The sequence below is a fragment of the Parvibaculum sp. genome, assembly GCF_039973015.1.
GTDB lineage: Bacteria > Pseudomonadota > Alphaproteobacteria > Parvibaculales > Parvibaculaceae > Parvibaculum.
Genome location: NZ_JBDWLT010000008.1, coordinates 529,043 through 541,624 on the forward strand (window position 1 = coordinate 529,043; position 12,582 = coordinate 541,624).

General features: G+C 62.4%; 10 protein-coding genes and 1 tRNA gene. 5 read left to right on the forward strand and 6 right to left on the reverse strand.

From position 1 onward, the window contains the following. Positions 1–54: 54 nt before the first annotated feature. Positions 55–131, reverse strand: a tRNA-His gene (locus ABJO61_RS08670). Positions 132–255: 124 nt separating this feature from the next. Next, positions 256–1,629 carry a sodium-dependent transporter gene (locus tag ABJO61_RS08675; protein WP_348325539.1) on the reverse strand — a complete coding sequence of 458 codons (1,374 nt, stop codon included), beginning with the start codon at positions 1,627–1,629 and terminating at the stop codon, positions 256–258. A 182-nt stretch (positions 1,630–1,811) separates the two neighbouring features. Here ABJO61_RS08675 and ABJO61_RS08680 point away from each other — a divergent pair, with 182 nt between their 5' ends. After that, positions 1,812–2,747 carry an alpha/beta fold hydrolase gene (locus tag ABJO61_RS08680; protein WP_348325537.1) on the forward strand — a complete coding sequence of 312 codons (936 nt, stop codon included), beginning with the start codon at positions 1,812–1,814 and terminating at the stop codon, positions 2,745–2,747. Here ABJO61_RS08680 and ABJO61_RS08685 read toward each other — a convergent pair. Beyond that, positions 2,744–4,708 carry an acetoacetate--CoA ligase gene (locus tag ABJO61_RS08685; protein ID WP_348325535.1) on the reverse strand — a complete coding sequence of 655 codons (1,965 nt, stop codon included), beginning with the start codon at positions 4,706–4,708 and terminating at the stop codon, positions 2,744–2,746. The two genes, ABJO61_RS08680 and ABJO61_RS08685, sit on opposite strands and share 4 nt — an antisense overlap. 238 nt (positions 4,709–4,946) lie before the next feature. Between ABJO61_RS08685 and ABJO61_RS08690 the strand changes: the two genes are divergently transcribed. The 4 genes from ABJO61_RS08690 to ABJO61_RS08705 all read left to right on the forward strand — a co-directional run bounded on the left by ABJO61_RS08690 (position 4,947) and on the right by ABJO61_RS08705 (position 8,740). Further along, positions 4,947–6,968 (forward strand): AsmA family protein, encoded by a 2,022-nt coding sequence (locus ABJO61_RS08690; RefSeq protein WP_348325533.1) that lies wholly within the window; start codon positions 4,947–4,949, stop codon positions 6,966–6,968. A 189-nt stretch (positions 6,969–7,157) separates the two neighbouring features. Beyond that, the gene (locus ABJO61_RS08695; RefSeq protein WP_293336892.1) at positions 7,158–7,409 is read left to right on the forward strand and encodes a DUF6460 domain-containing protein; all 252 of its coding nucleotides are present in this window, start codon (positions 7,158–7,160) and stop codon (positions 7,407–7,409) included. Between the two features lie 116 nt (positions 7,410–7,525). Next, positions 7,526–7,879, forward strand: a complete 354-nt coding sequence (locus tag ABJO61_RS08700) for a hypothetical protein (RefSeq protein WP_348325531.1) — start codon at positions 7,526–7,528, stop codon at positions 7,877–7,879. A 75-nt stretch (positions 7,880–7,954) separates the two neighbouring features. Then, positions 7,955–8,740, forward strand: a complete 786-nt coding sequence (locus ABJO61_RS08705; protein ID WP_348325529.1) for an SDR family NAD(P)-dependent oxidoreductase — start codon at positions 7,955–7,957, stop codon at positions 8,738–8,740. Here the strand turns inward: ABJO61_RS08705 and ABJO61_RS08710 are convergent. The 3 genes from ABJO61_RS08710 to ABJO61_RS08720 form a co-directional block, all read right to left on the reverse strand. Next, positions 8,737–9,006 (reverse strand): hypothetical protein, encoded by a 270-nt coding sequence (locus ABJO61_RS08710; RefSeq protein ID WP_348325527.1) that lies wholly within the window; start codon positions 9,004–9,006, stop codon positions 8,737–8,739. The two genes, ABJO61_RS08705 and ABJO61_RS08710, sit on opposite strands and share 4 nt — an antisense overlap. Positions 9,007–9,086: 80 nt before the next feature. Next, positions 9,087–10,406 carry an HlyD family type I secretion periplasmic adaptor subunit gene (locus tag ABJO61_RS08715; protein WP_348325525.1) on the reverse strand — a complete coding sequence of 440 codons (1,320 nt, stop codon included), beginning with the start codon at positions 10,404–10,406 and terminating at the stop codon, positions 9,087–9,089. Then, positions 10,403–12,574 (reverse strand): type I secretion system permease/ATPase, encoded by a 2,172-nt coding sequence (locus ABJO61_RS08720; protein ID WP_348330945.1) that lies wholly within the window; start codon positions 12,572–12,574, stop codon positions 10,403–10,405. The genes ABJO61_RS08715 and ABJO61_RS08720 overlap by 4 nt, the downstream gene beginning before the upstream one ends. Positions 12,575–12,582: the final 8 nt, after the last annotated feature.

A 12,582-nucleotide genomic window follows, 5' to 3' on the forward strand; every position in this document is an offset into this window, starting at 1 on the left:
GGCGCAAGAAAGCACCGGCATCGAAGCCGGGCAAGGGAGAAAGGAGAGGAAAGGTGGTACAGCCACCCCGGTTCGAACGGGGGACCTCTAGATCCACAATCTAGCGCTCTAACCAGCTGAGCTATGGCTGCACGGAACAAGCGCGGCAGGGCCCTTGAGACCGCCACGATGGCCGGGAACTTAGTTCGCTACAGCCGGAATGACAAGCCCGTGAAGGTCTCCTGCGCAAATTTTGCCCTGACAGGCAAAACCCCTCTACATCAAGACGTTAGCCACAAAAATCGAGACGACGCCGAGCGGTGCGAGGTAGCGCAGTGCAAAGCGCCATAGCGGGAACCAGGCCTTGACTCCATCGCCCAGCGCCTCCGCCACAACCTTGCCCGACAGCACCCAGCCCGCGAAAAGCGACATCAGGAGCCCCACGGTCGGCATGATGATGTTCGAGGTGGTGAAATCGAGCACATCGAAGATCGTCATCTCCTCCATCACACCGAAATGTGCCATCGGATGGAAATCCGCCCACCAGTTGAAGGAGAGGACGGTGCCGATGCCCGCCACCCAGGCAACGGCACCGACGATGGGTGCAAGCCATTTGCGGCTCAGTTTCACACCCTCTTCGAGCCAGGCCACGATCGGCTCCAGCAGGGAAATCGCAGACGTTACCGCCGCGACCGAAAGCAGGAGGAAGAAGACCGCACCGATAAGGATGCCATTGCCGATGGTGCCGAAGGCGATGGGCAGCGTGATGAAGGTGAGGCCGGGGCCCGATGACGGCTCAAGTCCGTAGGTGAAGACCAGCGGGAAGATGGCTATGCCCGCAAGCAGGGCCACCATCGTATCCGCCACGGCGATCATCACCGCGGCGCGGCCGATGGAGGCCTCCTTATCGAGATAGGCGCCATAGGTCATCATCGCGCCGAGGGAAACGCTCACTGAAAAGAAGCCCTGCCCGATGGCGGCGAGCACCGTGTCCGGCTTCACCTTGGCCAGATTGAAGGCGAACATGAATTCCATCGCATCGCCGAAGCCCGGCATCGTGGTGGCGTAGAGCGCCATGCCCGCAAGAAGAACAAAGAGCAGCGGCATGAGAAGAACAACCGCGCGCTCGATACCGGAGGTGACGCCCGCCGCGACGATAAACACCGTCAGCACCAGAAAAAGCGTCTGCCATATCCAGAGGTCATAGGGGTTTTCGACGAAAGCCGAGAACTGGCCCGCCGCGATCTCGTTCGTCTCGCCCGCAAATGCGCCCGTGAGGGCGAGCTCAATATATTTGAGGGCCCAGCCGCCAATGACGCTGTAGTAGGAGAGCACGATAAAGGCGCCGATGGTGCCGCCCCAGCCGATCAGCACCCACAGACGCAGCGTCTTGTGTTCGGCGATGAGAGCCCGCATCGCATTGATGGGGCTCTGGCGGCCCATGCGGCCCAGCATGATCTCGGAAATGAGGATCGGCAGCGCGATGGCAAGCGTCGTCAGCGCATAGATCAGGATGAAGGCGCCGCCGCCGTTTTCACCCGCCAGATAAGGGAAGCGCCAGACATTGCCGAGCCCCACGGCGCTGCCGATGGCGGCCATAAGGAAAGCAAAACGCGACGTCCAATGGCGCGGTGCATAGGAAGTGGTCATCGGCAGTCCCCTCTCACGGCGCGGGCCGGCGCCCCCGCCGCATCACCGCTCGTATCCGAATTGTGCCGAGACAATACGGAAATAGCCGCTTTCCGTCAGCCCCTTCCCGGGAAGCTTCCCTCGGGGGCAGACAAGGCAGCGGAATCGCCTATAGTGCGGCGGAAAAAATCGGCGAGGGCGAGATGAGCGGCCAGACAATCAGCACTGCCTATATCGAAGCGAACGGTCTCGCCTTCGAAGTGGATATGTGCGGCGAGGGCGAGAAACTCGCACTGCTGCTGCATGGCTTTCCCGAAAGCAAGCATTCGTGGCGGGCGCAGCTCCCCGTTTTCGCCGAACTCGGCTATACGGCCTGGGCCCCCAACCTGCGCGGCTATGGCGGCACCTCACGGCCGAAGGGCATCGCGGCCTATCACATGGATCATCTGCTCGATGATGTGGCGGGGCTGATCGACGCGGCCCGCGCGCGCGGCGTCCAGGGACCGGTGACGCTTGTCGCCCATGACTGGGGCGGCGCCATCGCCTGGACCTTCGTGCTGAAGAAGCTCCGTCCGCTCGAACGCTTCATCGTGATGAACCTGCCCCATCCCACACTCATGGGGAGGGCATTGCGGACATGGGCGCAGCTCAAGAAGAGCTGGTACATCTTCTTCTTCCAGATCCCCTGGCTGCCCGAAAAGATGATGCTGCTCCGTAACGCCCAGCCTATCGCGGAGGCCTTTCGCGGTATGGCCGTGGACAAGAGCCGCTTCCCCGACAGCGTGCTCGACCACTACCGGAAGAACGCCCAGCTTCCCGGCGCAATGACCGCGATGATCAACTATTATCGCGCAAATTTCAGGGGCAAGCCGCCCGTGGAATGGACCGAACCGCCGACGGTCGACGTTCCCACGCTGATGATCTGGGGGGAAGAAGATTCCGCGCTCGGCAAGGAACTGACCTACGGCACCGAAGATCTCGTGACCGACTTCACGATCCGCTATCTGCCGCAGGTTTCGCACTGGGTTCAGCAGGAAGCGCCGGAAGCCGTCAACGCGATGATCCGCGCCTGGATCGAGGGGCGGCACGTGCCGCAAGCCGGGCTCGGTGGACGGCTTCTGATCGCGGACCAGAACTAGCTTTTCAGTTCGGCGAGGTCGCGATAGAGCGCGAGGGCTTCAGGGTTTGCCAGAGCCTCGCGATTCTTCACCTCGCGGCCATGCACAATATCGCGGACCGCAAGCTCGGTGATCTTGCCGGACTTGGTGCGCGGAATGTCCGCGACGGCAACGATCTTTGCCGGCACATGACGGGGCGAGGCGCCGGAGCGGATACGCGTCCTTATCTGCTTTTCCATCGCCTCATCCAGCACGGCGCCCTCGCTCATCACCACGAAGAGAACGACGCGGACATCGCCCTGCCAGTCCTGGCCGATGGCAAGCGCCTCCTGCACTTCCGGCAATTGCTCCACCTGGGCGTAGATTTCCGCTGTGCCGATGCGTACGCCACCCGGATTGAGCGTGGCGTCCGAGCGGCCATGAATGACGATGCCGCCATGCGCCGTGATCTCGGCAAAGTCGCCGTGGCACCAGACCCCGGGGAAGCGCTCGAAATAGGCGCCGCGATATTTAGCGCCATCCGCGTCGTTCCAGAAGCCCACGGGCATGGAGGGGAAAGGGCGGGTACAGACGAGTTCGCCCTTCTCGCCCGTGACGGGTGTGCCGCTTTCGTCCCAGACCTCGACCGCCATGCCAAGCCCCTTCGCCTGTATCTCGCCGCGCCAGACAGGCAGCACGGGCGCGCCGAGAACGAAGCAGGAGACGATATCGGTGCCACCGGAAATCGAGCAGAGGGCGGCATCGTCTTTCACTTCCTCATAAACGAAGTCGAAGCTTTCCGGCACGAGGGGCGAGCCGGTCGAGAGGATCATGCGCATGGATGACAGGTCGTGCGTTTCCCGGGGGCTGAGACCCGACTTCTTCACGGCGTCGATAAACTTCGCCGAGGTGCCGAAGACATTGATTTTCGCCGCATCGACGTAATCGAAGAGGACGCGCCCGGACGGGGCAAAAGGCGAGCCGTCATATAGCGCGAGCGTTACGCCCGCCGCGAGGCCGGAGACGAGCCAGTTCCACATCATCCAGCCGCAGGTGGTGAAATAGAAAAGCGTTTCGCCGGGGCGGAGATCGCAGTGGAGGCTATGTTCCTTCAGATGCTGCAGCAGCGTGCCGCCCGCCGAATGGACAATGCATTTCGGGATGCCGGTCGTGCCGCTCGAATACATGATGTAGAGCGGATGGGAAAAGGGGAGCGGCGTGAAGGAAAGCCCTGTCTCCGGTGCGGCGTCGAGAAGCGCCACCCAGTCTTGCGCCTTCTCGATATTCTTCGGGCCTTCGCCGATGAAGGGCACGATGGCGGCATGTTCGAGGGAGGGAAGACCTGCGATGATTTCGGCGAGCTTGTCATGCGCCGGCAGCACCTTCCCCGCATAGCGATAGCCGTCACAGGCGACGAGGACTTTCGGTTCGATCTGGCCGAAGCGGTCGAGTACGCCTTTTACGCCGAAATCCGGCGAGCAAGATGAGAAGACGGCGCCGATACTCGCAGCGGCAAGCATGGCGATGATCGTTTCAGGGCAATTGGGCATGAAGGCGGCGACGCGGTCGCCCTTCCCCACGCCCCATGATTTCAGAACGGCGGCAAAGCGCGCGACATCGCGGCGGAGTTCGGCGCGCGTTACCGGCTCATGCGTCTCACCTTCATTGTTGAAGAGGAGTGCGACATCGCTGTCCTCGCCCCGCAGCAGATTTTCCGCAAAGTTCAGCCGCGCTTCGGGAAAGAACGCCGCGCCGGGCATCTTTTCTTCATCGGTCAGAAGGACGTTTCCCTTCTTGCCGATCACGCCGGTGAAATCCCAGATGGCATCCCAGAACAAGGCCGGGTTGGCGACGGACCAGGCATGAAGCTCATCGTAACCGCCGAGCGAAACGCCGTGCCGTTCGTTCACGAGGCTCATGAACGCCACCATGTTCGATGCGGCGACGGCATCCGCCGACGGCGACCAGAGGGGTGTGCTGTCTTTATCGTTCGTGCCGATCATCGCGGTTGGCTCCTTGCGCGCTGCCGCACATTAGGTGCCGCCCCCGAAGCCTTCAAGTGCCCCTGTCAGCACGGATTTCGACCCGATATGGCAAATGCCGCCCATTTTTGCAGTGCATTCATCCGGCCCCGGCGTCGCGCAGGGAGTGCACCTTCCATGCTCCTGCCCTATCATGCGCCATCATGCTGCAGCCATAATTCATCCGCATTATGGCCAAAACGAAAACCCGGAGAATTCCATGTCCCGCCTGATCGCCATTCTCGCAGGTCTCCTGCTCATCGTGATTGCCGCCGTCATCGTGGTGCCGATGCTTGTTCCTATGGAGACCTACAAGACGAAGGTGGCGGAGCTGGTGAAAACCCAGACGGGGCGCGACCTGCGCATCGATGGCGACATCGGCCTTTCCTTCTTCCCGAATATTGCGGTTTCCATCGGCGATGTCGGCTTGTCGAATGCAGACTGGGCGCGGGATTCCGAAATGGCCTCGATGAAGGAGATGCGCGCCGCCCTGAAGCTCATCCCGCTTTTCAGCGGCAATGTCGAAGTGGACAGCTTCATCCTTGTCGATCCGATCATCCATCTCGAGGTTCGCAAGGACGGCACACCGAACTGGCAGTTCGAAACGGCAAGCAGCCCGGCGCCTACCGCCGAGGAAACGCCCGCCGAAGGCGGCGGCGGCGCGGCCGTAAACCAGCTCCGGCTCGGCGAAGTGTCGATCCAGAACGGCAGCGCGACCTATCGCAATGCGCAGACGGGCGCGAGCTACGCCATGGAGAGCGTCAATCTCGACCTCGCGATGCCCGGCCTCGACGAGCCCTTCATCGCGGATGGCTCGCTCGTCTGGAATGGCGACGAGATCAATATCGACCTCAACGCGGAACGCCCTCGCGCGCTGACCGAAGGTGGCGAGACGCCGGTGACGCTCAGCATTTCCGCGCCGAAGATCAGCACCTCCTATGAGGGCAAGCTGAAGGTGATCGACGGTGTGGCCTTCGCCGGGCAGGTCGATCTCGACGTCTCCTCGGTTCGTGAACTTGCGGCATGGGCGGGCAATCCGATGCCTGCGGGCGAAGGCTTCGGTCCACTCGCAATTTCCGGTCAGGCAAGCGGCACGGATAACAGCTACCGCTTCTCCGACGCGAAGATCGGCTTCGACGGCATGAACGCGACGGGCGACCTCGCGGTCACCACCGGCGGCACAAGGCCGAAAGTGAGCGGCAAGCTCGCCGTCGACAAGATCGACGTGAACACCTATCTCGCCGATGCCGGCGAAGGCGGCAGCGGTGCATCGGGCGGCGGTTCTTCTGGCGGCGACGCCGGTTGGAGCACGGAACCCATCGACCTGTCAGGCCTCAAGGCGGTCGATGCGGACTTCACCTTCTCGGCGGACCAGATCCTGGTTCAGAAACTCAAGGTTGGCCAAAGCGCGCTCAAACTTGCGCTCGCGAATGGCGTACTGAATGCCAATCTCTCGAAGCTCAGCCTTTATGAAGGACAGGGCTCGGGCAAGCTGACCGTGAACGGCGCAAGCGCGACACCGAAGATAAAGGCGGATTTCACGCTTGCCGGGCTTGAGGCAGAGCCCTTCCTGACGGATGCCGCAGATTTCAGCCGGTTGCAGGGCGCCAGCGCCTTCGACATCGCCATTTCAACGGCAGGACGCAGCCAGCGCGACATGGTCTCCGCGCTTGATGGCAAGGGCAGCATCAAATTCGCAAACGGCAAGATCAAGGGGATCAATCTCGCGCAGCTTACCCGCACGGTACTCAGCGCCGCGACGACAGGCTGGCAGTCCGGCGGGTCGCAGGACACGGATTTCTCCGAGCTCGGCGGCACATTCACGATCAATAACGGCATCCTGCAGAATAACGACCTGAAGCTCCTCTCGCCGCTCGTCCGGGTGACGGGTGCGGGCAAGGTCAACATGCCGGCGAAGACGCTCGACTACCGCGTGGAGCCGAAACTTGCGGCAACGCTTGAGGGACAAGGCGGCGAGACGGAAGCGACGGGCATCGAGGTGCCGATCCTGATTACGGGCTCCTGGTCCAATCCGCGCTTCGCGCCGGATCTGAAATCGATGATCCAGAACCGGGAAAACATCAAGAAAACCATCGATTCCATCAAGGAAGACAAGGGCAAGAGCCTTCTGAAAGGCCTGATGGGCGAGCCCGCAAACGATACGGGTGCGAGCGAAAGCGGCACTGACGAGAAAGAGAAGGTGAGCCCTGAAGATGCCCTGAAGAAGCTCTTCGGCCAGTAGCAGTTCTTCAGATAGCGCTCCCCGGGGTGTTCGCACCTTTGTGGCGCGCGCGCCCGGGGGTTCGCGCTTGGGGCGCCGGTTGGCGGCTGCACAGCTAATTGTCCCCGGGGCCTTTCGGGCCTTTGTCCCCGGCACGCGCACCGTCTAGACTGGACTCGAGTGATTCGTCGGGACCGAGGCGGCGCCTTCATGATCCACAACGCCTTGTCGACGCTGGTGAAATTCTTCATTGGAGCGGTCGCCATCGGCGCCCTCCTGAATGCGTTCGACATTACAGCGGAGCAAGTCCTTCAGGATGTCGGCTTTACGCCGGAATCCATTCTCGCTTTTGTGCGGGAAGGGATCGGCTGGGCCATTCCTCATTTCCTGCTCGGCGCGATGGTCCTCATTCCGATCTGGCTCATCATCTTTCTGTTGAGACCGCCCGGCTTCCGCCGCTGACCCTTTCTTTCCGATCCGTCACTCTTGCGCCGGATACCACGCCATGTAGAGTTCGTGGTTAACGGGCAAGGGAATAATCCCTGCTCCGGGCACGGATATATTCTGGGAGGGTATCCATGAAAAGGTTTTTACTCGCCATTGCGGTTTCCACCTTCGCCTTCGCCGGTGCAGCGCTCGCCAATGTGGGCGACGGTCTCGTCGGCAATACGGTGACACTCACCGGACCGAACGGCGCGGTGACAAAGATCTACTACCCCGATGCGTCAAGCATCGTCGTGAAGGGCGCGGACGGCTCCGAAGCCCAGGGTACCTGGCATGTCACGGACAACACGATCTGCACCAAGGTCGGCGATGCCCCTGAAAACTGCACCGCCCCCATCGATGAAGCCCCTGCTGTCGGCAGCTCGGGCACAATCGAAGGCGAACAAGGCGCCGTGGAGTGGTCGGTCAGCGAAGGCAAGGCCTTCTGATCTTCTTTCACCTGTTCCCGGCCGCTCCCAGTCCCTAAAATCGCTTCATTGAAAATCGACTCAGGGAGAAAAACAATGGGACGTCTGTCGGGAAAGCGCGCCATCGTCACGGGCGCTGGCAGCGGCATCGGCCGGGCCAGCGCCCTTCTTTTTGCACATGAGGGCGCGCAGGTCGTCGCCGTCGACCGGGTGGAAACAGCGGTCGACGAGACGGCGGAGATGATCCGCAAGGAAGGCGGCACTGTTTCCTCCGTCGCCGCCGATGTGAGCGACGAAGCCGCCGTCAAAGGCTTTATCGACCACTGCATTTCCGAATTCGGCGGGATCGACATCCTCTATGCGAATGCAGGGATCAGCGGCGGAATGGTCCCGCTGCATGAGCAATCGGTCGACTACTGGAAGGATGTGCTGGCGGTTAACCTGATCGGCCCGTTCCTGGCGATCAAGCATGTGAGCCCGCATATGATTTCCCAGGGCAGGGGTTCGATCATATGCACGGCTTCTGTTGCCGGGCTTCGCGCCAATGCCGGCGGCACGCCCTACAGCGCGAGCAAGGCCGGCGTCATCAGCCTCGTACAGACCACCGCCAACGAGTTTTATGGCACCGGTGTGCGCGTCAATGCGATCTGCCCCGGCCTTATCGAAACGGGAATGACGAAGCCGATTTTCGATGGCGCACGTGCACGCGGTTCGGACGACAAGATCGGCCAGCTCAATCCGCTGAAACGATATGGCTTGCCGCCCGAAATCGCGCAGGCGGCCCTCTTCCTCGCAAGCGACGACGCCTCTTATGTGAACGGTCAGGCGATTGCCGTCGATGGCGGGCTGTCGAGCACGCATCCCTTTGCGGGTCGCCGCTAAAGCCGGGCGCTGACGCTCGTTCCCGCGCCCGCGCCGGAGATCGCCGCACGCAATTTGCACGGCCCGAGCGCAAATGCCCCGACGCCTTTTTCGTCGAGACGAAGCGATGTGCCGACGGTGAACCAGTTTTCACCGTCGGGGCTCGCCTCCAGCGCAATGGTTGCCCCGTCGAACTCACCCCAGACCCAGAATGTTCCGGTGCCGCCGGTCCAGTCGACCGCCGACGAAGATCCGTCCGCAACCGCCGCATCGAAAAGTGTCGTCATCTCGCTCTCTCCCTTTTGTAAAATGAAGTTCGGGAGGAGCTTGACGCCTGAGCGGTTCTCCGGGGATAAGTTTTCCGGTTTCAGCGCTCCCTGAGGGCGTTGTTCTTCAACTTCAGGACGGGCTTCAGCAGATAGGCCAGCACCGTTCTGTCGCCGGTAATGACACTCACCTCGGAAACCATGCCCGCAATGATGGGCAGGTTCGCCTGACGCCCCTCAAGGGCGGCGTGATCGACGCTGACCGTGACGGGGAAGTAGTGCGCGCCCTCCTCCGTCATCTGCGTGTCGGCGCCAACACGCTCAACGCGGCCGGGCAAGGCACCATAGACGGAAAAATCATAAGCCGTGATGCGGACCTTCGCTTCCTGCCCCGGCTGGATGAAGGCGATATCGGAAGGCGACATGCGTGCTTCGATGAAAAGCGTATCGTCGAGAGGCACGATCTCCATGATGGTTCCGCCCGGCTCGATGACGGCCCCTTGCGTCAATGTCGCGACACGCTTGACGATGCCATTGGCGGGCGCGCGCACTTCGCGGCGTCCCACCCGGTCGCGATGGGCGACGAGACGCTGCGAGAGAGCGGCAAGCTCCGCGCTGCTCCGGCTCAGTTCCTCGCGCGCATCGCTAACGAAGGAAGAATGCCGTTCGTCGATACGCGAAGCGAGTTCATCCAGTTCGATTTCGGAGGCGCGTATGTCCGCGCGCGCCTTCGAGAGAGCCTCGTCGGTTTCGGCAAGCATCCGCTCCAGCTTCAGCTTCTCGACAACAGACATGAGCCCGTCGCGCACCTGGCGCGAGACGAGACCATGTTCTGCGGCAAGCGAGCGGCGTTTATCGTCGAGATGGCCGATCCTCTCGGTGGCCTCGGAAATCGTCTGGCGCGCCTGCTCTTCCTGACGCTGAAAAACGGCAACGGCGTCGGCAAGGCCTTTCGTCCGGCTTTCGTAGAGCGCGGTTTCGGCGGCGATCAGCACCGGTCCTTCCGGCGCATCGGCAAGTTCGGAGGGAAAGGCAAGCGGCTCCGCTGAAGCCTCCGCGGCAAGACGCGTCGTCGTCGCCTGCAAGGCGCGGTATGTGCTCAGGTCTTCGCGATAGGAAGAGAGCGCGCCCGTATTGTCGATCTGTGCAACGACATCGCCTTCGGCCACGCGGTCTCCCTCGCGCACCAGCACTTTTCGCAAAATGCCGCCTTCGAGGTTCTGCACGACCTGGATATGACTCGAAGGAACGACGGAGCCCTCCCCGCTCGCCGTCACGTCGATATGAGCGAGGGACGCCCATGTGAGCAGAAAAAGAAAAATACCTGCGACAGCAAAGAGAAGAACAAGGATGGCGCGCTCCGGCCCTCTTACGGGGTCGAGCAGCGCGGGCCCCGCATTCATGAGAAAGCGCTTGCTCATTCCTTCACGCCTCCCGTGACGACGTTGAGCGCATTGCGCTGTTCCTTGCCTGTCAGCGCAGCGAGCACCTTGTCGCGCGGACCGTCCATCGCGACGCGGCCGCGTTCCAGCACGATAATGCGCGAAACGAGCGGCAGAAGCGTTGGCTTGTGCGTGACGATGACGGTAGTGAGGCCCGCGCGTTCGCTGGCAAGACCCGCGATCACACGCTGCTCGGTCGTATTGTCCATCGCCGAAGTCGGCTCGTCGAGCAGCAGCACGGGCGGCCGCCCGGCAATCGCGCGGGCGAGCGAGACAGCCTGACGCTCGCCACCGGAAAGCCTCGCCCCGCCCTCGCCTACCTGCGTCTGCAGGCCAAGCACGGAGCGCGAGAGAAGCTCGTCCAGCCCGGCGGCACGTACAACTTCAAGCAGACGTTCATCATCAAGCCCCGGATGAGCAGCAAGGATGTTGTCGCGGATGGTGCCGTGAAAGAGAACAGCCTCTTGCCCGGCATAACCCATTGCGGTGCGGAGTGCGGCGGGGTGGATCTGGCGCACATCCACACCATCGAGCAGGACGTGGCCCGCATCCGGCGCATTGAGATTGAGCGCGAGGCGGAGCGCCGTGCTCTTGCCGGACCCGACGCGGCCGAGAATGGCCACGCTGGTGCCTGCCGCAATGTCGATGTTTATGCCGTCCAGTGCGGTGACGGGCGGCACGTCCTCGCCCGGTGAGGGATAGGAAAAGCGTACCTCGCGGAGGGCGAGCGCACCCTTCGCCGCAATCTTCTGGATCTGGCCCGGCGTTTCCTCGACGGGCGCCTGCATGAACTTGTCGAGACCTTCGACGGCGAGCCTGGTCTGCTGCCAGCGCGCCATGAGGTTCGCGATTTGGGCGAAGGGCGAGATGGCGCGGCCCGAGAGAATGACGGCGGCGATGAGCGCGCCGGAGGTAATGTTGCCCGCACCCACCAGTACCGCTCCGACGACGACCGTGAAGACGGTGACAAAGCTCGCCGCGCCCGCCGTTATCGAGCCCGACAGGCTCGACCACTGGCGCGAGAGGATGGCGGTTTCGCCGGTCTGCGCGATCAGGGCTTCCCAGTGGCGGCGTGCCCAGCTTTGCGCGTTGACGGCCTTGATGGTGTCGATGCCGGCCATGGTTTCGTGCAGGAAGGCAGATTTGTGCGCGGCCTCGCGATGCGCGCGCGCCACGGCGCGGCCTATCGGCTTCTGCAGCAGGAAGCCTGTCGCGACGATGAGAAGAATGCCCGTCATGGGCACAAGCACGATCCAGCCGCCGACCCACCAGATGATGGCAAGGAAGAGGAAGACGAAAGGCACATCGCCAAGGCCGACCAATGTGGCGGAGGTAAAGAAATCGCGCACGGTCTCGAACTCGCGCACCGTGTTGGCAAGAGTACCCGCGCTTTGCGGGCGGGCGGTGCCGCGCAGCGCGAGGAGCTGGCGGAAGAGGCGAGCACCGACCGTTACGTCGAAGCGACGGCCGCCGACATCCACCAGATAGCCACGGATCACGCGCATGGCGACATCCGTCAGAATGATAACCGAAATGCCGATCGAGAGCGCAACAAGGCTCGCCATGGCGTTGTTCGGGATCACGCGGTCATAGACCGCCATGGTGAAGAGTGAGATGGCGATGGCGGCGAGATTGACGAAAAGGCCGGCGAGGATGGCAAAACCATACAGGCGGCGGTTCGCGAAGAGCGCCCCCTTGAACCAGTCCTTGTCCGGTTCGACATCAAGGAGGTTGCTTCGCTGGTCGAAATAGAAGGCGGGGCGGAGCTGCCAGACGGCGGCCTCCGCATCGAGTTCATGATCCGGTACCCAGATCGGTTCGCCGTCGCCCTGCGCCGCCATGAAACCGGAACCGCGGCGCATAAGTAGCGCGACGGCACCCTCCACGATTGAAACGGCAAGCGCAGGCATCTGTGTGCGCGAAAGCAATGAAGCAGGAACGCCCGCCTCCACCGCGATGATTTCCGCGCGCGACGCCGCTTCGGCGAGGTGGGGAGAACCCAGGCGCCCGCGCTTCAAGGGAAGCCCCGCGAGCAGTGCCTCCCTGTCCGCGCTCTTGCCGAAATAACGCAGCGCCGCCTCGAGCGCAGGGAGGTAATCCACCCCCCCGCTCTCTTTCGGCGTTTCGATCTGCGTTTCTTCTGTCATGCGGCTCC